Genomic DNA, 26192 nt, shown 5'->3' with positions numbered 1-26192 from the left:
CAATCAGGACGGTTCGTCGCCGCGGGCTCGGGCGATCTGGGCGAGGACGGCGATTTCGTCGTAGACCCGTCGTTCGGCGACGACGCGCCCGTCGCGGAAGTGGAACTGGGACGAACCGAGCACGGTGACCGGCGAACCGGTCAGCGGGCCGTGGACCGGTGTGCCGCAATAGGTTCCGCGCAGCCACCACACCAGCGCCACGCGCAGGCCACCGCGCGCGGGGTCGGCGTGCGCGATCACCTCGCGGACCTCGAACCGCGCGTCCGGCATCGGCGCCAGCAGTTCGAGCAGGCCGCGCTGGTAACCGTCGGGCCGCACGAACGAGCGGTGCCGCGGCAGGTACGAGGTGACGTCACGCGCGACGTACCGCTCGACCTGGTGCAGCATCCGCTGGTTCCACACCTGCTCGACCAGCTCCAGCACCTGCTCGCACTCCCCGCGGTGCAGGTCCGGCCGCGGCCCGGTGTCCCCGGCGTCGAGCACGTGCCGCGACAACGGCTTGAACGCCTCGTCGTCCCAGCCACCGAACGCCACCCGCCGCGCGACCTCCTCGGGATCGAGACCCAGCTGCTGGATGACCGCGCCTTCGTCCCGCACCACCCATTCGTGCTCCATCACGCCGCGCCGGTACAGGCAGGTGGCGATGGTGTAGGAGTTGAACTCGCGGAAGGTCGGCGCGGCGAAGGCGGCCGGCCCGGTGTGCCGCCCGGCGCTGAGCACCAGGTGCGAGCTGAGGAACGCGTCGGAACCACGTGCCTCCCAGACCACGTCGGCGGCCTGCCCGACCCGGTCGGGGAAGGCGTTGATCTTCATCAGCGTCGAGCGCACCACCTGCTCGGCCCCGCGGCCGGTGCCGTAGGCGCCGTGCACCACCGCGTCGGCCGCGTAGTTCTCCCTGATCAGCCCGATGCCCCGCTGGACCCAGATCCGGTCGGTCCACTCGGTGATGAACTCCTCCGGCCCGGCGTAGGGGGCGTAGGCGGCTTTCTCCAGTTCCACTTGCTGGTCTCTCCTCAGCGCTTGACGAGGTCGCGGACTTCGCCGGACAGGGCCTTGAGCCGGTCCGGGACCGGCGCGCCGTGCGCCATCTCGTTGACGGCCACCTCCAGCGCGTCCTGGACCTGCGGCCAGTCGATGGTCATCGGCACGGTCCTGGCCGTGCGCAGCGACGACTCCTGCAGCCGGGGCAGGCCGAAGTTCGCCGCGTTCACCTCGGGATCGAGCATGTTCGCGGTGTGCACCACGATGCTGTTGGCGGTGGCCGGATCCGACTTGTCCAGCGCGATGTCCCGTTCGGTCTCCGGGTGCGTCACCCACTTCAGGTACTCCCACGCCGCGCCCTGGTTCTCCGAGGTGTTGAGCACGCCCATCAGCCAGGTGAACCCGTAGGACACGGTGGTCTTGCCCGGCCAGCCCGGGATCGGGGCCACGCCGACGTCCTGGGCGACCTCCGGCTTGACCTTCTCCGGATCGCTGAAGTCGTCCATCTGCCAGGCCCAGGTGAACACCGAGGAACTGGCGCCCTGCTCGAAGGACTGGGTGGAGTCCGTTTCGGACCAGTTGGTCGACTCCGGCGGGCTGAACCCGCGGCGCAGCACGGACATGTACTGCTCGGTGGCCTCGATGCCGGCCGGGGTGTCGAACGCCGGTTCCCCGTTGGCGTCGAACACGTCGGCGCCGTTGCTCCACAGCATGGACAGCCAGGTGTAGAGGTTCTGCCCGCCGTTGCGGCCGTACTGCCCGGCCAGCGGGTTGCGTTCCTGGCCCTGCTTGAGCGCGTCGAGCCGCTGGTCCAGTTCGGCCCAGGTGGTCGCCGGGGTCAGGCCGAGCTTGGTGTAGTCGCTCTTGCGGTAGAAGTAGTTGTAGGAGAAGCCGCGGAACGGGATGCCGTACACGGTGTCCGCGTCCCCCGCGCGGGCCGCCTGCTGGAACGGCGGCGGGAAGTCGGCGATCGACCGGCCGGCCCGGGCCAGCGCGTCGTCCAGCGGCTGGAGCCCGACCTTGGCCGAGGCCCCGTAGGCGTCCGGCCAGACGATCAGGTCGTAGGTCCCGCCGCCGACCGCGCTCTCCGCGACGATCTTCTGCAGGTAGGACTCGTACGGGATGTTGGCCCACTCGACCTCGATCCCGGTGCGCGCGGTGAACCCCGCCGTGCGCTTCTGCAGCGCGCTGAACTGCGCGGCCGTCTTGCAGCAGCTGAGCAGCCGGATGCGCGTGCTGTCGTAGGGCTTGCCGGTGAGCAGGCCGAGTTCGTCGGCCTGGCCCTCGCGCAGCTGCGACACCAGGTCCACGCTCGCCGGGGTCCCGGCGCAGCCGCTCAGCGCCAGCAGGGCGGTCACCGCGAGCACGCCCAGTGTGCGGATCCGCCTCATTTCACCGCTCCCATCGTCATGCCCTGCGCGAAGTGCTTGCGCACCAGCAACGACAGCGCCAGCATCGGCACCATCACCAGCAGGCCGGCCGCGGCCATCGGCCCCCACGCCACGCCCTCGGGCTGGACCAACGTCATCAGCGCCACCGGCAGCGTGCTCGCCTCGGTCCGCGACAGGAAGGTCGGGAAGAGGAACTCGTTCCAGGACAACAGGAACGAGAACACCACGCTGACGAAGATGCCGGGCGCGGCCAGCGGGGTGATCACCCGCCACAGCATCTTCACCTGCCCGCAGCCGTCGAGCCGGGCGGCCTCCTCGATCTCGATCGGCAGCCCGTCCACGAAACCCTTGAGCAGCCAGGTGATGTAGGGGACCACCAGGGACAGGTTGACCACGATCAGCGACAGGTGCGTGTCGATCAGCCCGAGTGCGCGGAACAGGGTCAGGAACGGCAGCGCGATCGCCACCCCGGGGATGAACTGGGTGGCCACGATCGCCAGCAGCATCGCCCGGTGGCCGGGGAACCGGAACCGGGAGAACGCGTAGGCGGCGAGCAGGGCCAGCGGGATCGAGATCAGCGTGGTGGCCACCGCGATCAGCACGCTGTTCACCAGCGAACCGGTCAGATCGCTGGCGCCACCGAGGATCTCGGCGAAGTTGTCCATTGTGGGCGTGAAGACGACCGAGGTGGAGAACACCTCCGACGCCGGTTTGAACGCGGTCAACCCCAGCCACAGCACGGGGAACAACACGAAGAACAGGATCGCCAGCGTGGCCAGCACCCGCAGGAGGCGCCCGGCCCGCTGCCACGGCGTCACGCGCCGGGTCCGGGGCGAAGCGGCTGTCGCCGGGGGAGCTGGGCGCACCGGCCGCACGGTGAGGTCGGTCATTTCGCCTCCTGCCGGGTCATGGTGATCAGGTACATCGCCGCCAGCACCCCGAGCACGAGCACGATGATCCAGGAGATCGCCGAGGCGTAGCCGATGTCGAGGAAGGTGAAGCCCTGGGCGTAGGCGAAGAAGTTCAGCGTTTCGGTGGCCCGGCCGGGCCCGCCGCCGGTGGTGGTGAGCACCTGGTCGAACACCTTCACCGAGAACACCGCCTTGAGGAAGACGATGATCAGCAGCAGCGGGCGCAGCAGCGGGAAGGTGACCCGCCAGAACTCCTGCCAGCCGGTGGCCCCGTCCACCCTGGCCGCGTCGCGGACCTCCGGCGAGATCGAGCCGAGCCCGCCGAGCAGCATCAGCGCGATCAGCGGCGCCCACCCCCACACCTCGGTCATCGCCAGCACCATCAGCGCCCAGAACGGGTCACCGAGCCAGTTGACGCCGTCGGTGAACGGCAGCACGGTGCCGAGCATCTGGTCGTAGACGCCGTACTCGGGGTTGAACATGAACCGCCAGGAGAAGCCCTTCAGCGCCGGCGCCACCGCGAACGGCAGGATCAGCAGCGCCTTGGTCAGCGCGCTGAGCCGGCCGGGGCGGTTGAGCACCAGCGCGATGAGCAGGCCGATGCCGACCGAGAGCACCACCGAGATCACCGTGTACTGCAGGGTGACCCAGGCGCTGTTGTAGAAGGTCGAGTCGGTGAAGGCCCGCTCGTACTGCTCGAACCCGACGAACTCGCCGGGCTCCCTGGTCTCGTTCAGCCGCCAGTGCCGGAAACTGGTGATCAGCGCCGACGCCAGCGGGTACACCGTGGTGAGCACGATGGCGATCAGGGCCGGGGCCAGGTGCAGGTAGGCGACCGCGTGCCGCTTGCGCGGTGGAGGTTTCGTGGTGGTCACGGGTGCACTCCTCTTGCGGGGTTCCAGTGCCGCGATCGGCCGAGTGTATGCGTATTCACGAGATCCGCAACACCCCAGCTGATCGGGGAGTATTCGTATGTCAACGAGGGGTGAGGACCAGCTCGCGGAACGCGGTCAACAGCACCTGGGTGAGGTTGTAGACGACAAAGCGGGAGCCGGTCGCCCTGGCCGCCGCGGCGTCGCCGACGATGCGCAGGACCGGCTTGCCCGCCCGTTCGGCGGCGGCACCGGCGGCCGCGATCGCGGCGTCGACGCGCGGCTTGTCGGCCAGCGCACCCATCGAGACGGCCAGGTCGGCGGGACCCGGCATCACCGCGTCCACCCCGGGCACGGCGAGGATCTCCGCCGCGTTCTCGCAGGCCGCCGCCGTCTCCAGCATCGGGATCACCATGGTGGTGGCGGCCGCGTCGTCGAGGTAGTCGGCCGGGGCGCGGGAGCCGAAGCGGGCGGCTCGGGTGTAGTTGGCGAACCCGCGCTCGCCCAGCGGTGGGTAGTGCGCCGCGGCGACCACGGCCGCGGCCTGCCCGGCGGTGTCCACATGGGGCACCACCACGCCCTGGGCACCGAGGTCGAGCGCCCGCAGGATCAGCGCGGGTTCCGCGCTGCCCACCCGCACCAGTGTCGCCAGGCCGTGCGCGTCGGCGGCGTTGAGGTGGTGCTGCACCTGCTCGGTGTCGGCGGGCCCGTGTTCGCAGTCGAGCAGCACGAAGTCCAGCCCCGCCACGCCCGCGAGTTCGACCAGGCCCACCGCGGGCAGGCGCAGCAGCACGCCGGTCGCGCTGCCGCCGGCGGCGAGTGTCCGTTTGAGCCGGTTCATCGGGCCACCATCCCCGCCGAGAGGTCGATGTCGGCCGCGCACAGGCCGGGCATGCCCAGCATCGCGACCAGCGCGGTGGCCACCTCGGTCTCGGTGACCATGCGCCCGAGCGCGGCGCGGGCGACGAACGCCCGCTCGGCCTGCTCGCTGGAGATGCCGGAGCGCTCGGCCTCCAGGCGGAAGTTGCGCTCCATCCGCGGCCCGTCCACCGGCCCGGGGGAGAGCGAATTGACCATGACGCCGTGCGGCCCGGCCTCGGCCGCCAGCGTCGTGGTCAGCCCCAGCACCGCCATCTTCGAGGCGCAGTACGGGGTACGGGCGGTCAAGGGCCGCTTGCCGCTGACCGAGGCCACGTTGACCACGTCACCCCGGCCGGCGGCGATCATCGCGGGCAGGAAGGCCCGGCACATCAGGTAGGTGCCGCGCACGTTCACCGCGAACACCTCGTCCCACTCGCCGGGTTCGACGTCGACCAGGTTCCGGACGGGACCGGGTACGCCCGCGTTGTTGACCAGCACGCCGACCTGCTCTTCGGCGAGTTCCGCGGCCAGCGCGGCGACGGAGTCCGGATCGCCGACGTCGACGACAGCCGCGCGTCCCGGCTCCGGCAGCAGCTCGACGGTTTCCGCCAGCGCCTCCCGGCGGCGCCCCGCGGCGATGACCCGAGCTCCCGCGGCGGACAGAGCCAGGCACATCGCCCGGCCCAGCCCCGAGCCGCCGCCGGTGACCAGGGCGGTCCGCCCGGCCAGGCCGGCGCTCACCGGTTCGCCCAGGCCGGTCGCGGTCCACCGGCGGCCGCGCGCACATCGCCGGAACGGGCGTGGCCCTCGAACAGCTCCACCCTGGCCGCGCGCCCGCACACCTCGCCGAGCAACGCGCTGGACGCCGGATCGGTGATCTCCTGGTAGGTCACTGTCTTGAGGTACTTGCCCACCCACAATCCGCCGGTGTAGCGGGCCGCGCCCCGCGTCGGCAGCACGTGGTTGGTGCCGATCACCTTGTCCCCGAAGGAAACGCAGGTGCCCGCGCCGAGGAACAGCGCGCCGTACTGGGTCATCCGGTCCAGCGCCCGGCGCGGCTGCGCGGTGAGGATCTGGACGTGCTCGCTGGCGTAGGTGTCGGCCAGCGCGTACGCCTCGTCCACGGAGTCCACCACGACGACCTCACCGTGGTCGCGCCACGCCGGTTCGGCGAAGTCGCGGGTGGGCATGCCCGGCAGCAGCTCGTCGACCTGCTCGATCACCGCCGTGGCCAGCGCACGGCTGGTGGTGATCAGCACGGCGGGGGAGTCGGGGCCGTGCTCGGCCTGCGAGAGCAGGTCCACCGCGACGACGAACGGGTCGGCGGTGTCGTCCGCGACGATCAGCACCTCGGTCGGCCCGGCGAACAGGTCGATGCCCACCTCACCGAAGAGCTGCCGCTTCGCCTCGGCGACGTAGGCGTTGCCCGGTCCGGCGAGCAGGTCGACGCGCGGGATCGTCTCGGTGCCCACGGCCAGCGCGGTCACCGCCTGCACCCCGCCGAGCAGGTAGATCTCGTCGGCTCCGGCGAGGTGCATCGCGGCCACGGTGGCCGCCGGGATCTCCCCGCGGATCGGCGGGGTGCAGGCCGCCACGCGCGCCACCCCGGCCACCTTCGCGGTCACGATGGTCATGTGCGCGGACGCGGTCAGCGGGTACCGGCCGCCGGGGACGTAGGCACCCGCGGCGGCGATCGGCACCTGCTTCTGGCCGAGGCGCACACCGGGCAGGGTCTCGATCTCGAACTCGCCGAGCGAGGCCCGCTGGTGCTCGGCGAAGGTGCGCACCTGCTGCTGCACGAACCGGATGTCCTCGAGGACCTGCTCGGGCACCCCGGCGATGATGCGGTCGATCTCCTCGGGCGAGAGCCGGAACGACTCGGGTTCCCACCGGTCGAACAGCGCCGAGTACTCCGCCACCGCCGCGTCGCCGCGCTTGCGGATGTCCTCGATGATGCCGGTGACCTTGGTCTTCACCTGGGCCGGGTCACCGCGCTCGCCGGCCACCGGTGCGGGTGCTTTCAGGATTTCGGGCATTACGCGGTCTCCTCGTCGAGATCGGGGTTCAGGTGCGCCCGCAGCAGCGGGCCCAGGTCGGTCTCCCACGGCAGCAGGTGACCGGCACCGGGCAGCACCTCCAGCTCGGCCAGCGGCAACGCGGCGGCCAGCCGTTCGTGGAATCCGGGTGGGCACAGGGCATCGCGGTCCCCGCAGAGCACGAGCGCGGGAATCCGGTGCCGGGCCAGTTCTTCGTGCTGGTCGCGCCGGGTGGCCTGCGCGGCGAGCTGGCGGAGGAACACCGCCGGGCCGACGCGGTGCGCCATCGCCATGAACGCCCCGGCCAGCGGGGAATCCGGTTCGGCGAACATGGTCGGCAGGACGCGCTCGCGCACCACCGCGTCGAACTGGCCGTCCACAGTGGATCGGGCCAGCGCGAGCCAGGCTTCGCGCTGCTCGGGTCGTGGCGCACCGGCGTTGGTGGAGAGGGCGCACAGCCCGCGGACGCGCTCGGGGGCACGGCGCAGCACCTCGAACCCGACGATGGCGCCGAGGCTGAGCCCGACCAGCCGGAACGGGCCCGGTACCGCGGCGAGCACCTGCTCGGCCATCGCGCCGATGTCGCCCGCGGTGATCGCCACGTCGACGGTGGGTCCGAGCTCTGCCCGGACCCCGTCCCACAGCGCGGCGTCGCACAGCATGCCGGGCACCAGCACCGTCGGCAGGGTCATCCGATCGGCCGGGGGACCAGCGCGTACGGGGCCAGGTAGCCGTCGTGGTCGATGGCGACCCCCTCGTCGGCGGCCGCCTTGACCACCTCGTCGTCCCACTCCAGCCGGACCCGGCCGTCCCCGCCGTTGACCACCACCATGCTCGCGGTGCCGTCACCGACGTTGCGCAGCGAACGCCAGGCGCCGGCGGGCACCGACAGCAGGTCCCACGGGCCCAGCCGCACCGACACCTCGTCGTGCAGGTTGAGCGTGACCTCCCACTCGCCTTCCTTGACCATCAGCACCTGGGTCTGCGCGTGCCGGTGCGCCCGCACGCCCTGCCCGGGTTCCGCGCGCAGCCAGGCGATGTTGTGCCCGTGTGGCTTGAAGATCCGCGGTTCCTGCTCGGGGTCCTCGGTCATCCCGTACCCGATCACCAGCGCCAGTTCGGCCCCGCCGCCGGGCAGCCTGCTGTCGAGGAACGGCTCGCTGGACCAGACCAGGTCCGCCGGCGTGGCGACCTTCCGCCGCATCTGCTCGGGCGTGTACCTGCGCAGCCCGGCGATCTGCTCGTCGGTCATCGGCGCGACCAGCTGGTCCTCGGGCGGGCGCTCGTCCCCGGCCACCGTGTCGACCAGCTGGTTGTCGGCGGTGAGGTACAGCCCGTGGCCCTCGGCCTCGCGCAGCACCGAGGGGCCCCAGATGATGCCGCCGGTGTCGTCGTGGCCGAGCGCGGTGAACAACCAGCCGTCGTCGGGGCCGATGTTGGTGAAGCCGCGGAAGATCCACGTCGGCAGGGAAGCGATGTCGCCCTCGCGCAGCACCAGTTCGCCCTCGCGGCCGTCGGCGCCCCAGCGCAGCAGGAACTCGCCGCGGAAGCACAGGAAGACCTCGGCGGTGAAGTGCAGGTGCAGGTTGTTGGTGATGCCGCCGGGCATCGCCGCGGCGCCGATGTTGAAGCCGTGGGCCTCGCGCAGGTTGACCACCTGCCCGGCGCTCTGCGTCACGCCGGGGCCGATCATCGAGTAGTTCTCCTTGCGGTCGGACCCGGGGGTCCGGCAGTCGATGAAGGCCTGGTCGCAGGACACGAAGTCGGTGCGCCGGATGGTCCGCCGCCGCAACTCCTCCTCGGTCACTCGCATGTCTTCCTCCCGTTGTGCATACGTATGTACTGAAGCAATCGCGGTGCCGGATGTCAATGCCGGATTCACTGACTCCCCGGCCGAAACCGGCTACCGCGGCGCGCCGGGTGCACTACGATGCGTATGCATCCACAGGTGAGGGGCGGAGATGGCGATCACCAGCCACGACGTGGCCAGGCTGGCCGGGGTCAGCCAGGCCACGGTGTCGCGCGCGCTGCGGGGCGATCCGAGGGTCACCGCGGCGACCCTGGACCGGGTCCGCCGCGCGGCCGAGGCGCTGAACTACGTGCCCAGCGAGGCCGGGCGCAGCCTGTCCACGCGGAGCAGCCGCCGGGTCGGGGTGGTCATCTCGGACCTGACCAATCCGTTCTACCCGCACCTGGTCGGCCCGCTGCACGACGAGCTGGAGCGGCTGGACTACCGGATGATGCTGTTCACCGAGCGGTCCGAATCGGCGATCGCCAGCGAGCGCCTGCTGGACCGCTCGATCGACGGGGTGGTGCTGGCGACGGCCACGCTCGACTCGGCGCTGCCCGACGAACTCGGCCGCCGCGGGCTGCCCTACGTGTTCCTCAACCGCGAGTCGGCCAACGCGCACGCCGACAGCGCCGTGGTGGACAACGAGAAGGGCGGCAGGCTGGTGGCCGCGGAGCTGGCCGCGCTCGGGCACCGCGACGTGGCGATCATCAGCGGCCCGCAGGACACCTCGACCGGCCGCGACCGCGAACTGGGGTTCCGGCTGGGCCTGGCCGAGGCCGGGATCGCGCTGACCGAACGGCACATCCGGCGCGGCCCGTTCGACTTCGAGACCGGCTACCGGGCGCTGCCCGAGCTGTGGGCGCAGGACCCCCGGCCGACCGCGGTGTTCTGCGGCAACGACGTGACCGCGATCGGCGCGCTCAACGCCGCGCTGCGGCACGGGATCCGGATCCCGGAGGAGCTGACGCTGATCGGCTTCGACGACATCCCGATGGCCGGGTGGGAGTCGTTCGACCTGACCACCGTGCGGCACGACCTGCACGAGATGGCCCGCGCGTCGGCGCGCCTGCTCGCCGAGCGCATCGACCACCCGGAGCTGGCGCCGAGAAAGGCGGGCTTCGCCCCGGAACTGGTGCGGCGGGGCACGCACGCGAAACCCGCCTGAGGGCCGGTTTTGTCGGTGGTGCGTGGTTCGCTGCCGGGATGGCTGATTCGGTACTGCACGGCACGCCGGACCGCATCCGGCGCGAGGACGTCCCGGTGATGGAACGCACCGGGCGCGACGAGCTGCCCGAGATGCAGGAGCTCTGGGCGGACTTCGAAGGGCTGGTGGGCCTGCGCGGGCGCAAGATGTACGCGCGGGCCGACGAACGGGAAGGCACGTACACCGTCTGCACCCCGGTGAAGCCGGAGGACGAGCCCGCCCGGTACGGCTTGGTGGTCGGCACGCTGCCCGGCGGCTGGTACCTGCGGGGCAGATTGGTCGGTGAGCCGCCCGGCCTCTACGGCCGGATCGCGCCCGGGTTCGACGAACTGCTGGCCGCCGCCCGGGTGGACGAAGAACGGCCGCTCGTCGAATTCTACCGGCGCTACGACCAGGTGGAGCTCTGGTTGCCGATTCACGTTCAGTCCACTGGGGACTAATTGCTCGTTCACGATAATTCGGGCGTAACGACTAGGGATTCGACTTGAGATCGATCACCGGCGGGCGGGGGTGCGGCATGCTGCGCGGGCACCAGTTCGTCCACCGGGGAGTCGTAGATGAGTTCGAGTCAGCGGCCGGTTCTGTTCGTGAGCATGGTCGGCAGCGGGCTGATCAACACGATGCTCGTGCTGGCCGGCGAGTTGTCCCGCCGCCGCGTCGAGGACCTGTGGTTCGCCACGGACGAGATGCGCCGGTCCGATGTGGAATCGATCGACGCGGGCACCCCGGTGGAGTTCTTCTCGCTCGGCGAGCACCACCCCGACGTGCTCTCGGAGAACTGGGACGACGAGACCTACCGCAAGGTGACCCAGCGCTCGCGGTTCAAGGCGCGCCGGGCGATCATCGAGAAGAACATCGATCCCCGGCAGCGCGTGCCGAAGTACCGCAAGCTGGAGGAGGCGGTCGAGAAGATCCAGCCCGCGTTGATGGTGATCGACTGCATGTGCCAGTACGGCATCGAACTCGCCATCACGAAGAAGATCCCGTTCGTGCTCAACGTGCCGTTCCTGCCGAGCAACGTGCTGGTTTCCTACGTTCCCTTCGGCAAGTCGTACGCGCCGCGCACCTTCCCGGTGCCGCATTCCGGACTGCCGTACCAGCAGAACCTGGTGCAGAAACTGCAGAACCGGCTCATGCAGTTCCGCACGATCGCCATGGGCATGTCGTCGAAGATGCGCAAGCAGTGGCTGGAAGACGCCGAGGTCCGCAAGGAACTCGGCATCGCGCCCGAGGTGGCGGGGCAGTTCGCCAGGGTGGAGAAGGCCGAGCTGGCGCTGGTCCACACGGTACGGGAGCTCGACTATCCGCTGGACATCCCGGAGAACGTGAAGCTGGTCGGGGCGCTGCTGCCGCCACTGCCGCAGGCACCGGGCAACGAACTGGAAGACTGGCTCTCGGCGCACGAATCGGTGATCTACATCGGACTCGGCACCAACACCCGGCTCACCGCCGGCCAGGTCGGCGCGGTGCTGGAGGTGGTGCGGCGCCTCGACGGCAGGCACCACGTCCTGTGGAAACTGCCGAAGTCACAACAGCAGTGGCTACCCGAAGACCTCCCGGCGAACCTGCGCGTGGAGAACTGGGTACCGTCCCAATTGGACGTCCTGGCGCACGAGAACGTGAAGCTCTTCGTCGGCCACGCGGGCGGCAACGGCTTCTCCGAGGGCATCCACTTCGGCAAGCCGCAGGTGCTGCGGCCGATGTGGGTGGACACCTACGACCAGGCCCGGCGCGGCCTGGACTTCGGCGTGTCCCTCACTCTGGACAAGCCGTGGGAACTGCATGCCGACGACCTGCTCGACAAGATCGAACGGGTCCTCGCCGACGACTCGTTCCGCGTCAACGCCCAGAAGTACGCCGAGCTGTTCGCCGCGGCGGGTGGCACGCGGCAGGCGGCCGACCTGATCCTGGGCCTTCCCGCGATGGCACGGAACTGAGGGCGGCATGGCGTTCACCTACCCGATCTCCAAGCCCTGCCTCGGGGGCAACGAGCTCGCCTACGTCACCGAGGCCGTCACCGGGAACTGGATCTCCTCACAGGGCCCGAACGTGGCGAAGTTCGAGCGGGCCTTCGCCGAGTACAACGGGATGGCCCGCGGGGTCTCGTGCTCCTCGGGCACCACCGCGCTGACGGTCGCGCTGCGGGCGCTGGGCGTCGGCCCCGGCGACGAGGTGCTGGTGCCGGAGTTCACCTACGTGGCCTCGGCCTGGTCGGTCACCTATCTCGGCGCCACCCCGGTGTTCGTCGACTGCGCCGACGACCTGACCATCGACGTCACCCAGCTCGAAGCCAAGATCACCGCGCGGACCAAGGTGATCATGCCGGTGCACGTCTACGGCAGGCAGTGCGACATGACCACGATCATGCGGCTGGCCCGCGAGTACGGGCTGCGGGTGGTCGAGGACACCGCCGAGGCGCACGGCGTCCGCCCGGTCGGCGACATCGCCTGCTTCTCGTTGTTCGCCAACAAGATCATCACCGCCGGGGAGGGCGGCATCTGCCTGACCGACGACCCGTGGCTGGCCGGCCAGATGGCGCACCTGCGCGGGCTCGGCGCCAGCGAGGAGCACAGCTACCTGCACCGCAAGGTGGCCTACAACTTCCGGTTCACCAATCTCCAGGCGAGCGTCGCGCTGGCGCAGGTGGAGCGGCTGGACGAGATACTGGCGTTGCGCGCGGCCATCGAGAAGCGCTACCAGGCGGGCCTCGAAGGCATCGACGGGCTGACCCTGATGCCGCCGCGCGACGTGCTGTGGATGTTCGACGTGCTCGCCGAGGACCGGGACGGGCTGAGCGAATACCTCGCGGGGGAGGGCATCGACACGCGGCCGTTCTTCATCCCGATGAGCAGGCAGCCGATGTACTTCGACCCGGGCTGGGCCTCGCTGAACGCCGCCCGGTTCGCCGCGACGGGCCTGTACCTGCCGACCTACACCGATCTCTCCGAAGGCGATCAGGACTACATCATCGGCCGCGTCCGGCGCTTCTACGGAGCGAACTGACCGGCCACCGCCGCTGATTTCCCGCCCCGGAAACAGCTGTCTAACGCGTTTGACGGAGCCGCCGCGCGAGGGACTAAATCCTTTGCACGCGCGGATTCCGCCGAATGCGGGGCCGCGTAACGAACCCCAGCCATCCGCCGACCAACGGATCAGCGGAACGCGGCTGGAGGAATTCGCATGAAGATCAGCGTATTCGGGCTCGGCTACGTCGGTTGTGTGTCGGCGGCGTGTTTGGCCGGGCGCGGGCACGAAGTCGTCGGGGTCGACGTGAATCCGGTGAAGATCGAGCTCATTTCCCGCGGCCGGGCGCCGGTGGTGGAGGAACGCATCGGGGAGCTGACCGCCGAGGTCGTCGCCGCCGGCGCGCTGAGAGCCACGACCGACGCCAGGCAGGCGGTCGCGGCGAGCGATCTTTCCCTGGTCTGCGTCGGTACCCCGTCCTCGCCCAACGGCAGCCTGTCGACCACCTTCCTCGAACGCGTGGCCGAACAGATCGGCGACGCGCTGCGGGACCGGACCACCCGGCACACCGTCGTCTTCCGGAGCACGATGCTGCCCGGCACCTGCCTCGACCTGCTGGTCCCCATCCTGGAAAAGGCGTCCGGGCGCACCGCGGGCGTCGATTTCGGGGTCGCGGTGAACCCCGAGTTCCTGCGTGAGGGCAGCAGCGTCCGGGATTTCTTCGACCCGCCGAGAACCGTCATCGGCGAACTCGACGCGGCCAGCGGCGACGTGGTGGAGAAACTGTACGAGGGGCTGCCAGGCGAGGTATTCCGCGTGGCCATCCCGGTGGCCGAGATGACCAAGTACGCCGACAATTCCTTCCACGGGCTCAAGATCGGTTTCGCGAACGAACTCGGCGCCATCTGCCGCGCGCTCGGGCTCGACTCGCACCAGGTGATCGACGTTTTCCTGACCGACCGCAAGCTCAACCTCAGCGCGGCCTACCTCCGGCCGGGCTTCGCCTTCGGCGGCTCGTGCCTGCCCAAGGACCTGCGTGGCCTGGTCTACGCCGCCCGCCGCGCCGACGTGGCGATCCCCATCCTGTCGCACGTGCTGCCGTCGAACACCGAACACCTCCAGCGCGCGCTCGACCTGGTGGTGCGCACCGGGAAGCGCAAGCTCGGCCTGTTCGGCCTGTCGTTCAAGCCCGGCACCGACGACCTGCGCGAGAGCCCGCTGGTCGAACTCGCCGAACGCCTCCACGGCAAGGGGTACGACCTCCGCATCTACGACGCCAACGTCAGCCTCTCCCGGCTGATGGGCGCCAACCGCGAGTACATCGAAGCCCGGCTGCCGCACCTGGGCCAGCTGCTGGCCGGGTCCGTCGAAGAGGTGCTGGACCACGCCGAGGTCTGCCTCATCGGCTGCACCGACCCGGACGTGCTCGCCGCGCTCCCGGCCGGCGACGGCCACCAGATCATCGATCTCGTCCGCGTCCCCGACGCCGACCGGCGCCGGGCTGAAGAGGGATATGTCGGCCTTGCCTGGTGAAGCCCTGATCCTCGTCGAGAACCTGTCCGTTCCGTTCGACCGCCGCGTCTGGCAGGAGTGCACCACGCTGCGCGACGCGGGCTGGGGCGTGCACGTCATCTGTCCACAAGGGACAAAGCGGGACACCGAGGCGGAGGTCACCGTCGACGGTGTGCACATCCTGCGGTACCCGCTGCGGGCCGCCACCGGTGGCCCGGCCGGGTACCTCCAGGAGTACGGAGCCGCGCTGTGGCACACCTTCCGGCTCGCCCGCAAGCTCGGGCGGATCGACGTGGTGCACGCCTGCAACCCGCCGGACCTGCTCTTCCTGGTCGCGCTCCCGCTCAAGCTCCGCGGCGCGAAGTTCGTCTTCGACCAGCATGACCTCTGTCCCGAGCTGTACCTCTCGCGGTTCGACCGGGGCCAAGATCTGCTGTACCGCGCGGTCCGCGCGCTGGAGCGGTGGACCTACCGCACGGCCGACGTGGTCATCGCGACCAACGAGAGTTACAAGGAAGTCGCGGTGACGCGCGGCGGCAAGTCCCCGGACGAGGTCTTCGTGGTGCGCAGCGCGCCGGTGGTCGAGCGGTTCCGCCAGGTCCCGGTCGAACCCGGGCTGAAGAACGGGAAACCGCACCTGCTCGCCTACCTCGGGGTGATGGGCCCCCAGGACGGCGTCGACTACGCGCTGCGGGCGCTGGCCCGTCTGCGCGACGAACTCGGCCGCACCGACTGGCACGCGGTGTTCATCGGCTCCGGTGACGCCTTCGACGACATGGTGGCGTTGTCCGGCAGGCTCGGGCTGGGCGGGCAGGTCGAGTTCACCGGCCGGATCCCCGACGAGGACCTGCTGCGCTACCTGTCCGCGGCGGACGTGTGCCTTTCGCCGGATCCGCTGAACCCGCTCAACGACGTCTCGACGATGAACAAGATCATGGAGTACATGGCGATGAGCCGTCCCATCGTTTCCTTCGAGCTGCGGGAGGCGCGGGTTTCGGCGGGGGAAGCGGCGTTGTACGCCAAGGCCAACGACGAGGCGGAGTTCGCGAAGCTGATCGCGCATCTGCTGGACTCGCCGGAGGAGCGGGAAAAGATGGGGGAGCTGGGGCGGGCGCGGGTCGCCGGCGCGCTTTCGTGGGAGAACTCCCAGAAGGCGCTGCTCGCGGCCTACACCGCGGCGGTGCGTTGACCGGCTTTCCGGTCGCGTTTCGAACAAGACGCGGGCAATCGTGTAACCAACGCCGTGCCCGGTCCGACGGGGTTGGTGGTGCGCCAGCGAAGGCGGTACCGGGCACTGAGGGGAGAACCCGGCGTTGACGGACACCGGCGGGTACGGCACAGAGGACACCGTGCGCCTGGCCACGGTCGGGCAGGTGCTGCGCGGGCGGTGGCGGACCCTGGTCGTCCTCGCCGTGCTCGGCGCGACCGTCGGCGCCGGCTCGTCGCTGTTCCTCTCACCTGGCTACCGGACCACGGCCAGCGTCCTGCTGCAGGGCCCGCGCGAGGCGGACGAACTGCTCACCCAGGCCGAGGTGGCGACCAGTTCGGTCGTGCTCGACCGCACCGCCGCGGTGCTCGGCGGGACCGGTGCCGAACTGCGGGACCGGGTGGCCACCTCGGTGGCGCAGGGCAACGTGATCACCATCGAGGCCACCGGCGACACCGCCGGCCAGGCGCAGCGGATGGCCGATCAGCTCGCGCAGGAGTTCGTGAAGTACTCCACGCAGATCATCGCCGGGTCCGGTGACGCCGCGGTGCAACTGGCGCAGGAACGCCGCGAAACGCTGCGCCAGCAGGTTTCGCAGACGAACCAGCGGATCAGCGAACTCTCCGCGAAGGCCGACGAAGGTCAGACGACGGTGGAAAGCCTCCAGCTGCGCACCGAATTGCAGGGGCTGCGCTCGTCCATCGAGCAGGCGATGTCCGCGCTGAACGCGGCGGACACCGCGAGCGGGCTCGGCAACATGGTCGTACTGGGTTCGGCCGAATTGCCTACCTCGGCCGCCGCGCCGACGCCGGCGCAACTCGTGCTCGGCGGTGCGGTGCTGTTCTTCCTGCTCGGTGTGCTGGGGCACCTGTTCACCGCCCGCACCGATCGGCGGCTGCGCGACGAGAAGGAGATCGCCGCGGCCCTCGGCGGGCCCGTACTGGCCACCGTCGAGGTGGTGGACGAACCACCCGCCGCGGAACCGTCCCGGCGAGCGAAGTTCCTGCACGACGACCGGCCGTGGAACGTGCCGCGCGTCGACGTCTTCCCGGACGAGATCGACGACCACGTCCACTTCCACCGGCTGGTGGACCGGCTTTCGCCGCGGTGCCGGCTGATGCTCACCGCCGAGGGGGACCACGCCGGGCAACGGGCCGCCGAGCGGATCGCCGCGCTCGCCGGATCGCGCGCCACCGTGGTGACGGTCAACCCCACCCGGCCCGTCGTCCGCGACACCGATGCCGAAGAGGTGCTCGTCGTGGTGAGCGTCGGCTCGCGGTCGGCCTGGGAGCTGGTCGGGATCGCCGAAGCCTGCGCGGATGCCGGGCTCACGGTCGCGGGGGCCGCGCTGATCCGCCCGGTCCGGCCGACCCGCACCCGCCCGGAAACCCCGGCCGAAGCACTGGCGGGCACCCCGTGACCCGCGCCGAACCGCTCATCGACCTCCAGCGGCTGGTCGTCTCGGTCCGCAGGCGCCGCCGCTTCTGGCTGGCCACCGCGTTGCTGGGGTTGATCGCCGGTGGCCTGGTCGCGGTGCTCCTGCCCGCTCCACCGACCGCCGTGGCGAAGATCCTGGTCATCCACCCCGACGACTCGCCGACCGACAGCGGGACGCTGATGCGCACCGACGTCGCCGTGCTGGAGACCACGAAGATCGCCGCGGACGCGCTCCAGAGGTTGAACAGCCCGCAGGCGCCGGAGGAGTTCCTCAAGGACTACGAGGGGCTGGGGCTGACGAACAACGTGCTGCAGCTGACGGTCAAGGGCGGGACCGGCGACGAAGCGATCGCCCGGGCACAGGCGATCGCGGACGCCTTCATCACCGAGTACGTCGCCCGCAACCAGGAAGCCGCCGCCGCGGAACAGAAGGCGCTGCTGGACCAGCGGGACAAGGCCCGGGAAGAACTCGGGCCGATCGAATCGGAGATCGTCGCCGAGGAAGCCAAGCGCGCCGACGCCAACCCGGCCCAGCTGGAACGGCTCTACGCGCGCCGTGCGGAGCTGACCTCGAAGATCTCCGACTACGACGGCCGTGCGCAGGAAGCGGGGATCGGCACGCCCAAGGTCGCCGCGGGCACCGGGATCGTGGACGCGCCGAGGATCCTGCCGCGGTCACTGCTCAAGACCCTGGCCACCGACGCCGGGATCGGGTTCGCGCTCGGGTTGTTCGGCGGGCTGGCGCTCGCCGCCGTGACCAGCGTGGTGCGGGACCGGCCGGTGCTGCGGCGGGAGATCTCGGAACACCTCGGCGCCTCGGTGCTCGCGCAGTTGCCGAAGCCACCCCGGGTTCTCCTGCGGGCGCGGGCGGCCAGGCGGCGGCAGCGGGTGGCGGTCACGCTGGCCAGGGCGGTCCGGGAGAACGGCGATTCGGTGTCGCTGCTCGATCTCGGCGCCCGGCGGGTCACCGCCGCGCTCGCCACCGACCTGGCCCGTGAACTCGCGGAATCCGGGCCCGTCTCGCTCGTCGACGACCTGCCCAGGGCGAACCTCCGCGCGCTCGCCGGGTCCGTCGAGGTGCTGGACCGCGGTGACGCACCGGCGGACGGGCGCCGGGTCGGCGTCGGTTCGATCGAGCCGGGGACGTCGTGGACCGACCTCGAATTCCTCGGTGCGGAGGCGATCCTCGTCGTCCGCGCCGGGTACGCGAGCACCGAGTGGCTGCACACCGTCGCGCGGCAGCTCGCGGACCGGCGGATCCCGATCATCGGGGTGGTCGTGGTGGATCCCGATCCCCGCGACCACACCGACGGCACGCTCTGGGACGGCCTGCACACCGCCCTGCGCGGCCGGGCCGGGCGCGGGCCGGCCGGGCCTGGCCTGAACGGCACCCGCCCGCCGATGCCGTATCGGCGCCCCGAAGACCACGACCACGCCGGAGCCCGGTAGAGATGGGGAGCGAAAGCAGATGTGCGGCATCGCAGGCGCTTATCACTGGCCCGACGGGGGGCCGCTCACCGATCGGCTCACCAAGACCCTCGCCCACCGCGGCCCGGACGGCGAAGGCCGTTACGACCACCGGGCCGGGGCCGGTGAAGTCCACTTGGGACACCGCAGGTTGTCGATCATCGACCTTTCGGAGACCGGGGCGCAGCCGATGGTCAAGAACGGCCTGGCGCTGACCTACAACGGGGAGCTGTACAACGCGCCGGAACTGCGCGCGGAACTCGAAGCGGGCGGCGTGCGGTTCCGGGGGACGTCGGACACCGAGGTCCTGCTGGAGGCGTGGCGCGCGTGGGGGATCGACGGACTGCCGAGGTTGCGCGGCATGTTCGCCTTCGGGGTGTTCGACGAGCGCTCGGGCGAGCTGGTGCTGGTCCGCGACCAGCTGGGCATCAAACCGCTGTTCCTGGTGCACCGCGGCCAGGGCGTCGTGTTCGCCTCCGAGCTGAAGGCGCTGGCCACCGAACTCGGCGGGTCGCTGACCATCGACGACACCGCGCTCGTCGCCTCACTGCTGTACTACTGGGTGCCGGACAGCCGGTGCGCGTTCCGGGAGGCCGAGAAGCTGCCGCCGGGCAGCTGGGCGCGGTTCCGCCCGAACGGCGAGAGCGACCGCGGCACGTTCTGGTCGCTGCGCCAGGTGGCCGAGGAAGGTGCGGCCGACGACGGCGTGTTCGACCTCAACGCGGTCATCGAGGACTCCACCCGCAAGCACCTGCTCTCGGACGTGCCGGTGGCGACCTTTCTCTCCGGCGGGCTCGACTCCAGCTACCTGACCGCGCTCGCCGCCCGCGAGCAGCCGGGGATCTCCGCGTACACCATCGGTTTCCGCGCCGAGGACGCGAAGTTCGAGGCGATGCCGGACGACCTGGCGTACGCGAAGAAGGTGGCCGCCCGGTTCGGGGTCGACCTGCACGAGATCGAGATCGCGCCGCGGGTGCTGGACCTGCTGCCGCGGATGACCTACCACCTGGATGAGCCGATCGGTGACCCGGCGGCGATCAACAGCTACCTGATCTGCACCGCCGCCCGCGAGGCCGGGGTCAAGGTGATGCTCTCCGGCATGGGCGCCGACGAGCTGTTCGCCGGGTACCGCAAGCACGTGGCCAACCAGCTCGCCGTGCGGTACCAGCGGGTGCCCGCCCCGGTGCGCCGGTCGATCGAGTCCGTTGTGGACAGACTGCCGGTGGCGACGGCGAAGCGCGGGCTCCGGACGGTCCGGTTCGCCAAGCGGTTCCTCTCCTTCGCCGAACTGCCCGAGGAAACCGCGTTCCGGCGCAGCTACACGATGTACGACCGGGCCGAGATCGCCGGTCTGCTGAACCCGGACCTCGCCGGTGCGGTCGACGAAGTGCTGACCGAGCACGCGGACACCTACCACGACAACACGCTGTCGGATTTCGTCAACCGCATGTGCCTGGCCGACTCGCGGTTGTTCCTGCCCGGGCTCAACCTCGCCTACACCGACCGCGCCAGCATGGCCGCCTCCACCGAGGTGCGGACCCCGTTCGTCGACGTCGAGGTGGTGCGGGCGGCGTTCCGGCTGCCGGGGGACCGCAAGATCGTGAAGCGGCAGGGGAAGATGGCGCTGAAGGAGGCCGCGCTGTCGATCCTCCCGGCCGAGATCGTGCACCGGCCGAAGGGGTTGTTCAGCGCCCCGCTGCGGGCGTGGATGAGCCGCGACCTCGCGCCGCTGGTGCGTGAGGTGACCAACGAAGGCGAACTGGTGAAGGCCGGTTTCCTGCGCCGCGACGCGCTGCGGCGGCTCGCCGAGGAGGACGCCTCCGGGCAGCAGGACCGGGGCAAGCACCTCTGGCACATCTTGACCCTCGAGTACTGGTACCGCGGTGCCGTTTCGGCCCGGAGCGCTTAGGAGCGACGTGAAGCAGGTAGTGCAGAACTACAAGAGCGGGGAGCTGGCGCTCCTCGACGTCCCGGTCCCGGCGGGCAAACCGGGTGGTGTGCTGGTCCGCACCGCCTATTCGCTGATCTCCACCGGCACCGAGATGATGAAGGTGTCCGAAGCGAGCCTTTCGCTGGTGGGCAAGGCGAAGGCGCGCCCGGACCAGGTCGCGAAGGTGGTGCAGAGCGTGGCCGCCAACGGGCTGGCGGCCACCTATCGCAAGGCGATGAACAAGCTCGATTCCTACACCCCGCTGGGCTACTCGCTGTGCGGGGTCGTCGAAGAGGTCGGCGCGGGCATCGACGACGTGGCGGTCGGGGATCTGGTGGCCTGCGCCGGGAACGAGCACGCGCTGCACTCGGAACTGAACTGGGTGCCCAAGAACCTCTACACGCGGGTGCCCGGCGGGGTCGACCCGCGGCACGCCGCGTTCGGCACGGTCGGCTCCATCGCGATGCAGGGCGTCCGGCGCGGCGAACCCCAGCTCGGCGACGTCGCGCTGGTGATCGGGCTCGGCCTGATCGGGCAGCTGGTGGTCCAGCTGCTCGTCGCCACCGGGGTCCGGGTGGTCGGCGTCGATCCCGACCCCGCGCGGTGTGAACTCGCCGAGCGGCTGGGCGCGCTCAGGTGCGCCGACCCCGGGTCGGGAGTGGTCGACGCCGCAGTCGCGGAGATCACCGGCGGCCACGGCGTCGACCAGGTCTACCTCGCCGCGGGCGGCAGCACGAACGAGCCGGTGGAGCTGGCCGCGAAGCTCAGCCGCGACCGCGGCCGGGTGGTCGACATCGGCAAGTGCTCGCTGAACCTGCCGTGGAACGCCTACTACGAAAAGGAACTCGACGTCCGGTTCTCCCGGTCGTACGGCCCCGGCCGCTACGACCCGGAGTACGAGATCGACGGCCGCGACTACCCGATCGGGCAGGTCCGCTGGACCGAGCGGCGCAACCTCGAATGCGTCGTCGATCTGATGCGGCGCGGGCGGCTCGACGTCGAGCCGCTGATCTCGCACGTGGCGGCGTTCTCCGACGCCGTGGACACCTACCGGAAGCTGAACGAGGGCGAGCTGAAGGCCGTCGCCGTGCTGTTCGAGTACGAGCAGCGGTCCGCCGACACCTTCGAGCAGGTCGCGTCGGTTTCGGTACCGCAGCAGGTGACGGCCCGCGCGGTTCCCCGGAGCGGATTGAAGGTCGCGTTCGTCGGCGCGGGCAACTACGCGTCGTCGATGCTCCTGCCGCACCTGGCCGGGATGGACGGCGTCGACCTCTCGGACGTGGTCACCACCTCCGCGCTCTCGGGGGCGAACGCGAAACGCAAGTTCGGCTTCACCCGCGCCTCCACCGACCTCGGCCCGGTGCTCGACGATCCCTCGGTGGACGCGGTTTTCATCGTCACCCGGCACAGTTCCCACGCCGAGCTGACCCGGCGCGCGCTCCTGGCCGGGAAAGCCGTGTTCGTCGAGAAGCCGCTGGCCCTGTCGGAGAAGGAACTCGCACTCGTGCTCGGCGCGATCGAGGAGTCCGGCAACAACCGGCTGCAGGTCGGCTTCAACCGCCGGTTCGCGCCGTTGCTGACCGAGGCGGTGCGCACCTTCGGCCCGCGTATCGGCCCGGCGTCGGTGCGCTACCTGGTCAACGCCGGACGGCTGGACGCGAACAGCTGGTACACCCAGTCCGACAGCGAGGGCTCGCGGTTCGCCGGTGAGGGCGGGCACTTCGTCGACACCGTCAGCTGGCTGCTCGGGGCCGACCCGGTCTCGGTGTACGCCACCGCCACACCAGGCCACCAGGACCTGCAGATCCTGCTGCGTTACCCGGACGGCTCGACCGCCTCGATCGCGTACACCACCAGCGGCTCGCCGGCGTTCCCCAAGGAGACGATCGACGTCACCGCCGACGGCAAGGTGCTGAAGTTCGACGACTTCGCGCGGGCGTCGGTGTTCGGCCGGAAGAAGTGGGTCAGTTCGCGCCTGCCCCAGGGCCGGGACAAGGGACAGGCGGCCGAGCTGGAGGCGTTCGTCACCGCGCTGCGGACCGGGGTCTCGATGCCGGTGCCGGTCGAGTCGCTGGTCTCGACGACGCTGGCCACCTTCGCGGTCACCCGCAGCCTGGAGACCGGCGCGCCGGTGCGGATCGGCACGGGGGAAGCCTGATGGAACTGAGCTGGTACCTGCGCAGACTGTCCAGGATGGACCCGGCCGAGATCGCCGGTCGGGTCACCGACGTGGTGCGCAAACGCCGGTGGCGCGCGGTCGCGCGGGAGCGGGCGGTCTGGCTGCCGGACCGGCGCTTCGGTCCGGTGCTCGGGGAAAGCGCGCTCGCTTCCGTTTCCGGTGACGCGGTGAAGGCCCTGCTCGCGACCGCGGACCGGCTGATGGACGGGCACGCCGAGTACTTCGGCGTCGAGCGCCACGACCTGGTCGCGCCGGACTGGTCGTACGACCCCAAGACCGGGCGCCGGGCACCGTCCGATGTGTACTCCTTCGACATCCCGTACCGCAGCGAGGAGGCCGTCGGCGACATCAAGCAGATCTGGGAGCCGTCGCGGCACCAGCACCTGACCGTGCTGGCCGCCGCGTACGCCCTGACCGGCGAGGACCGGTACGCCGAACGCGTCGCCGCGCACCTGGATTCGTGGTGGCTGGCCAATCCGCCGATGCGCGGCGTGCACTGGGTGAGCGGGATCGAGCTCGGGATCCGCCTGCTGTCCTGGGTGTGGGTCCGGCGGCTGCTCGACGGCTGGGCGCGGGTGCCCCTGCTGTTCGAGGACAACCCGATGGCGCTGAACCAGATCTGGCACCACCAGCGCTGGCTGGCCGCGTTCGGGAGCCGGGGTTCGTCGGCGAACAACCACGTGATCGCCGAGGACGCCGGGCAGCTCGCCGCCGCGTGCGCGTTCGGCTGGTTCCCGGAATCGGCGGGGTGGCGGGCGTCGGCGCTGGCTTCGCTGGACAGGATGCTGCGGCACAACACCTTCGATTCGGGCCTCAACCGGGAGCTGGCGACCGAGTACCACGGGCTGGTGCTGGAGCTGGGCCTCGCCGGGGCGCTGGAGGCGGAGGCCGCCGGCGTCGAGGTTCCCGCGTCGACGTGGCAGGTGCTGCTCCGCAAGACCGACGCACTGGCGTCCATAGTGGACAGCAAGCTCCGGCCGCCGAGGCAGGGCGACGCCGACGACGGGTTCGGGCTGGTCGTCGATGGCGCTGAGACCAGCCGCTGGGCTTCGTTGCTCAACACCGGCGAGGTCCTTTTCGGACGGCTGGACTGGTGGCCCGAGGTCGCCACCCCCGACGTGCGGACGCCGCTGCTCGCCGCGCTCGCCAGGGACATCGACGTCGACGCCGTCCGCCCGGTCCGCCGCCGCGACGACTTCCCCGACGCCGGGATGACCATCCTGCGGGACGGTGACCTGTGGTGTCGCTGCGACGGCGGGCCGCACGGCTTCCTGTCCATCGCCGCCCACGCCCACGCCGACGCGCTGTCGGTCGAGGTCCGGCACGACGGCGTCGACATCCTGGCCGATCCGGGCACCTACTGCTACCACGGCGAACCCAAGTGGCGGACGTACTTCCGGTCCACCGCCGCGCACAACACCCTCGAACTCGGCGGCACCGACCAGTCCGTCTCCGGCGGCCCGTTCCTCTGGACCAGGCACGCCACCACCCGGGTGCTCGCGGTGGGCACGCCCTCGCGGTGGAGCGCGGAGCACGACGGTTACGCACCGGCGATCCACCGGCGCACGGTGGAACTGGAGGGCTCGAAGCTGCACATCGTCGACGAGGTCCGCTCCGGCCAGGCGCGGCCCGCCCGGCTCGCGTTCCACTTCGGCCCAGCCGTCCAGGTCGAGCTTTCCGACGAAACCGCCACGCTGTCCTGGACGGTCGACGGCCAGGCCCGCAGCGCCTCGGTGGCACTGCCGCCGCAGCTGAGGTGGTCGGCGCATCGTGGCGATCTCACCCCGCCGCTCGGCTGGTACTCGGCCGGGTTCGGCCGCCGCGAACCGACGTGGACCCTGCTCGGCACCGGGACCGCCGAGAGCGCACTGACCACCGTGCTCACCTTCGATCGCGTGGGGGAGGACCCACCGTCGTGACCACCCGACCGCGTCACCGCCGCCAGGCCGCGAGAGCAGCGCTGGCCGGTTCCGTGCTGCTCGTGGCCTGCACCGCCGAACCGGACGGCGACGCGGGTAGGGCACCGGATCCCGCGCAGGCCCCGGCCGGCGCGGTCGCGCAGGTGTGCGACAAGCTCCCGGCGGGCCCGGCGGAAGCACCGGCGGGGGCGGTGAGGATCGACCCGGCCGTGCCGGGCGACCTCGCCGCCCGGACGCGGTCCAGCCCGGCGGGCACCACGTTCTGGCTGGCTCCCGGCACGCACCGGCTCGGCGACGACCGGTACGACCAGGTCACCCCGAAGCCGGGCAACACCTACGTCGGCGGGCCGGGCGCCGTGCTCGACGGCCGCGAGCTCAACCAGTACGCCTTCTCCGGCGACGCCACCGACGTCAAGATCCAGTACCTCGTCGTGCGGGGGTTCGCGGCCCCGCACGACGAAGGCGTGGTCAACCACGATTCGGCCGACGGCTGGATCATCGAGCACAACGCCGTGCAGGACAACGACGGCGCCGCGCTGATGGCGGGCGCACGGCAGCAGGTGCGCGGCAACTGCCTGCGGCGCAACGGCCAGTACGGGATGAACGCGTACTCGGCGGGCAACACGATCACCGGGCTCGTCGTCGAGGGCAACGAGATCACCGGCAACAACACCGGTGACTGGGAGAGCCGGATCGACGGCTGCGGCTGCACCGGCGGGATCAAGTTCTGGTCGGTCAACGGCGCCGACGTCCGCGGAAACTGGGTCCACGACAACCGCGGCACCGGGCTCTGGGCCGACACGAACAACAACGACTTCCTCATCGAGGGCAACCTCATCGAGAACAACGACAGCGCCGCCCTGGTGTACGAGACCAGCTACAACGCCGTCATCCGCACCAACACCCTCCGGCACAACAACCGGGTGGACGGCCGGGACTACGTCGACCGCGGCGACAGCTTCCCGGTGGCCTCGCTCTACGTGTCCGAATCCGGTGGTGAGCCGAGGGTCCCCGCGCGCACGGACAAGGTGGAGATCGCCGGGAACTCGTTCGAGCACAACTGGAACGGGATCACCCTGTGGGAGAACTCCGACCGGTTCTGCAACAGCCCGGCCAACACCTCTTCGGGCACGTGCACGCGGCTGGTGCCCGAACCGGCCCAGTGCGCGCAGCCCGGTATCGCGGCCGGGCCGCTGAACGCCGACTGCCGGTGGAAGACCCAGCGCGTGGAGGTCCACCACAACCGGTTCGTGCTCGATCCCGCGGTCGCCGGCTGCGAGGAGGGCTGCGCGCGGACGGCGATGCTGGCGAACTTCGGCACCTTCCCGGAGTGGTCGCCGTACCAGGGTGAAGTGGTGCAGCACGGGATCACCTTCACCCAGCAGAACCGCTTCCACCACAACACCTACGCCGGGCCGTGGACCTTCGTGGCCTTCGAGCCGAGCCGCGTGCTGGGCTTCGGCGAGTGGCAGGGCGCGCCCTACCGGCAGGACGAGGGCAGCCAGTTCAGCCGGGCCGGGGGTGGCTGA

21 protein-coding genes are annotated in these 26192 nt (G+C 70.7%); 12 read left to right on the top strand and 9 right to left on the bottom strand.

What is annotated here, in order from left to right; genetic code table 11:
• Nucleotides 1–3 precede the first annotated feature (3 nt).
• From JYK18_RS36890 to JYK18_RS36850, 9 genes are all read right to left on the bottom strand, one after another.
• Nucleotides 4–999 (bottom strand): ester cyclase, encoded by a 996-nt coding sequence (locus tag JYK18_RS36890; protein ID WP_206808033.1) that lies wholly within the window; start codon nt 997–999, stop codon nt 4–6.
• 14 nt (nt 1000–1013) lie between these two features.
• Nucleotides 1014–2372, bottom strand: coding sequence for an ABC transporter substrate-binding protein (locus JYK18_RS36885; RefSeq protein WP_206808032.1), 1359 nt, complete (start codon nt 2370–2372; stop codon nt 1014–1016).
• The gene (locus JYK18_RS36880; protein ID WP_206808031.1) at nt 2369–3262 is read right to left on the bottom strand and encodes a carbohydrate ABC transporter permease; all 894 of its coding nucleotides are present in this window, start codon (nt 3260–3262) and stop codon (nt 2369–2371) included. The genes JYK18_RS36885 and JYK18_RS36880 overlap by 4 nt, the downstream gene beginning before the upstream one ends.
• Nucleotides 3259–4158 (bottom strand): carbohydrate ABC transporter permease, encoded by a 900-nt coding sequence (locus JYK18_RS47170; protein ID WP_206808030.1) that lies wholly within the window; start codon nt 4156–4158, stop codon nt 3259–3261. Before JYK18_RS47170 ends, JYK18_RS36880 begins: the two co-directional genes overlap by 4 nt.
• Nucleotides 4159–4258: 100 nt before the next feature.
• The gene (locus tag JYK18_RS36870; protein ID WP_206808029.1) at nt 4259–4996 is read right to left on the bottom strand and encodes an HpcH/HpaI aldolase/citrate lyase family protein; all 738 of its coding nucleotides are present in this window, start codon (nt 4994–4996) and stop codon (nt 4259–4261) included.
• On the bottom strand, nt 4993–5757 hold the full coding sequence (locus JYK18_RS36865; RefSeq protein WP_206808028.1) for an SDR family NAD(P)-dependent oxidoreductase: 765 nt from the start codon (nt 5755–5757) through the stop codon (nt 4993–4995). The genes JYK18_RS36870 and JYK18_RS36865 overlap by 4 nt, the downstream gene beginning before the upstream one ends.
• Entirely contained in the window at nt 5754–7052 is a 1299-nt protein-coding gene (hisD, locus tag JYK18_RS36860; RefSeq protein WP_206808027.1) for a histidinol dehydrogenase, read from the bottom strand. The genes JYK18_RS36865 and hisD overlap by 4 nt, the downstream gene beginning before the upstream one ends.
• The gene (locus tag JYK18_RS36855; RefSeq protein WP_206808026.1) at nt 7052–7744 is read right to left on the bottom strand and encodes an alpha/beta fold hydrolase; all 693 of its coding nucleotides are present in this window, start codon (nt 7742–7744) and stop codon (nt 7052–7054) included. The genes hisD and JYK18_RS36855 overlap by 1 nt, the downstream gene beginning before the upstream one ends.
• Nucleotides 7741–8865 (bottom strand): cupin domain-containing protein, encoded by a 1125-nt coding sequence (locus JYK18_RS36850; protein ID WP_206808025.1) that lies wholly within the window; start codon nt 8863–8865, stop codon nt 7741–7743. Before JYK18_RS36850 ends, JYK18_RS36855 begins: the two co-directional genes overlap by 4 nt.
• Before the next feature lie 148 nt (nt 8866–9013).
• Here JYK18_RS36850 and JYK18_RS36845 point away from each other — a divergent pair, with 148 nt between their 5' ends.
• The 12 genes from JYK18_RS36845 to JYK18_RS36790 all read left to right on the top strand — a co-directional run bounded on the left by JYK18_RS36845 (nt 9014) and on the right by JYK18_RS36790 (nt 26192).
• Complete coding sequence (locus tag JYK18_RS36845) at nt 9014–10009, top strand: LacI family DNA-binding transcriptional regulator (protein WP_206808024.1); 996 nt, start codon at nt 9014–9016, stop codon at nt 10007–10009.
• Between the two features lie 38 nt (nt 10010–10047).
• Nucleotides 10048–10488: a GyrI-like domain-containing protein gene (locus JYK18_RS36840; protein ID WP_206808023.1), complete on the top strand. Its 441-nt coding sequence runs from the start codon at nt 10048–10050 to the stop codon at nt 10486–10488.
• Between the two features lie 117 nt (nt 10489–10605).
• Nucleotides 10606–11985: a glycosyltransferase gene (locus JYK18_RS36835; RefSeq protein ID WP_206808022.1), complete on the top strand. Its 1380-nt coding sequence runs from the start codon at nt 10606–10608 to the stop codon at nt 11983–11985.
• Between the two features lie 7 nt (nt 11986–11992).
• Nucleotides 11993–13051: a DegT/DnrJ/EryC1/StrS aminotransferase family protein gene (locus JYK18_RS36830; protein WP_206808021.1), complete on the top strand. Its 1059-nt coding sequence runs from the start codon at nt 11993–11995 to the stop codon at nt 13049–13051.
• 177 nt (nt 13052–13228) lie between these two features.
• Nucleotides 13229–14545, top strand: a complete 1317-nt coding sequence (locus tag JYK18_RS36825) for a nucleotide sugar dehydrogenase (protein WP_206808020.1) — start codon at nt 13229–13231, stop codon at nt 14543–14545.
• Nucleotides 14526–15713, top strand: coding sequence for a glycosyltransferase family 4 protein (locus JYK18_RS36820; RefSeq protein ID WP_206808019.1), 1188 nt, complete (start codon nt 14526–14528; stop codon nt 15711–15713). Before JYK18_RS36825 ends, JYK18_RS36820 begins: the two co-directional genes overlap by 20 nt.
• 124 nt (nt 15714–15837) lie before the next feature.
• Nucleotides 15838–17151, top strand: coding sequence for an exopolysaccharide biosynthesis protein (locus tag JYK18_RS36815; RefSeq protein ID WP_242582426.1), 1314 nt, complete (start codon nt 15838–15840; stop codon nt 17149–17151).
• Complete coding sequence (locus JYK18_RS36810; RefSeq protein WP_206808018.1) at nt 17148–18617, top strand: Wzz/FepE/Etk N-terminal domain-containing protein; 1470 nt, start codon at nt 17148–17150, stop codon at nt 18615–18617. The genes JYK18_RS36815 and JYK18_RS36810 overlap by 4 nt, the downstream gene beginning before the upstream one ends.
• 19 nt (nt 18618–18636) lie before the next feature.
• The gene (gene asnB / locus JYK18_RS36805) at nt 18637–20544 is read left to right on the top strand and encodes an asparagine synthase (glutamine-hydrolyzing) (protein WP_206808017.1); all 1908 of its coding nucleotides are present in this window, start codon (nt 18637–18639) and stop codon (nt 20542–20544) included.
• Between the two features lie 7 nt (nt 20545–20551).
• Nucleotides 20552–22723: a bi-domain-containing oxidoreductase gene (locus JYK18_RS36800; protein WP_206808016.1), complete on the top strand. Its 2172-nt coding sequence runs from the start codon at nt 20552–20554 to the stop codon at nt 22721–22723.
• Nucleotides 22723–24663 carry an alginate lyase family protein gene (locus JYK18_RS36795; RefSeq protein WP_206808015.1) on the top strand — a complete coding sequence of 647 codons (1941 nt, stop codon included), beginning with the start codon at nt 22723–22725 and terminating at the stop codon, nt 24661–24663. Before JYK18_RS36800 ends, JYK18_RS36795 begins: the two co-directional genes overlap by 1 nt.
• Complete coding sequence (locus tag JYK18_RS36790; RefSeq protein WP_206808014.1) at nt 24660–26192, top strand: right-handed parallel beta-helix repeat-containing protein; 1533 nt, start codon at nt 24660–24662, stop codon at nt 26190–26192. Before JYK18_RS36795 ends, JYK18_RS36790 begins: the two co-directional genes overlap by 4 nt.

Origin of the sequence: Amycolatopsis sp. 195334CR (assembly GCF_017309385.1) — a bacterium.
Classification (GTDB): Bacteria; Actinomycetota; Actinomycetes; order Mycobacteriales; family Pseudonocardiaceae; genus Amycolatopsis.
This window is presented reverse-complemented; position numbering and strand designations above follow the sequence as displayed.

Coding starts and splice junctions, on each gene's coding strand:
- JYK18_RS36825 (WP_206808020.1), top strand. CDS start 13,229: ATGAAGATCAGCGTATTCGGGCTCGGCTACGTCGGTTGTGTGTCGGCG.
- hisD (WP_206808027.1), bottom strand. CDS start 7,052: ATGCCCGAAATCCTGAAAGCACCCGCACCGGTGGCCGGCGAGCGCGGT.
- JYK18_RS36840 (WP_206808023.1), top strand. CDS start 10,048: ATGGCTGATTCGGTACTGCACGGCACGCCGGACCGCATCCGGCGCGAG.
- asnB (WP_206808017.1), top strand. CDS start 18,637: ATGTGCGGCATCGCAGGCGCTTATCACTGGCCCGACGGGGGGCCGCTC.
- JYK18_RS36795 (WP_206808015.1), top strand. CDS start 22,723: ATGGAACTGAGCTGGTACCTGCGCAGACTGTCCAGGATGGACCCGGCC.
- JYK18_RS36870 (WP_206808029.1), bottom strand. CDS start 4,996: ATGAACCGGCTCAAACGGACACTCGCCGCCGGCGGCAGCGCGACCGGC.
- JYK18_RS36820 (WP_206808019.1), top strand. CDS start 14,526: ATGTCGGCCTTGCCTGGTGAAGCCCTGATCCTCGTCGAGAACCTGTCC.
- JYK18_RS36880 (WP_206808031.1), bottom strand. CDS start 3,262: ATGACCGACCTCACCGTGCGGCCGGTGCGCCCAGCTCCCCCGGCGACA.
- JYK18_RS36855 (WP_206808026.1), bottom strand. CDS start 7,744: ATGACCCTGCCGACGGTGCTGGTGCCCGGCATGCTGTGCGACGCCGCG.
- JYK18_RS36850 (WP_206808025.1), bottom strand. CDS start 8,865: ATGCGAGTGACCGAGGAGGAGTTGCGGCGGCGGACCATCCGGCGCACC.
- JYK18_RS36845 (WP_206808024.1), top strand. CDS start 9,014: ATGGCGATCACCAGCCACGACGTGGCCAGGCTGGCCGGGGTCAGCCAG.
- JYK18_RS36885 (WP_206808032.1), bottom strand. CDS start 2,372: ATGAGGCGGATCCGCACACTGGGCGTGCTCGCGGTGACCGCCCTGCTG.
- JYK18_RS36830 (WP_206808021.1), top strand. CDS start 11,993: ATGGCGTTCACCTACCCGATCTCCAAGCCCTGCCTCGGGGGCAACGAG.
- JYK18_RS36835 (WP_206808022.1), top strand. CDS start 10,606: ATGAGTTCGAGTCAGCGGCCGGTTCTGTTCGTGAGCATGGTCGGCAGC.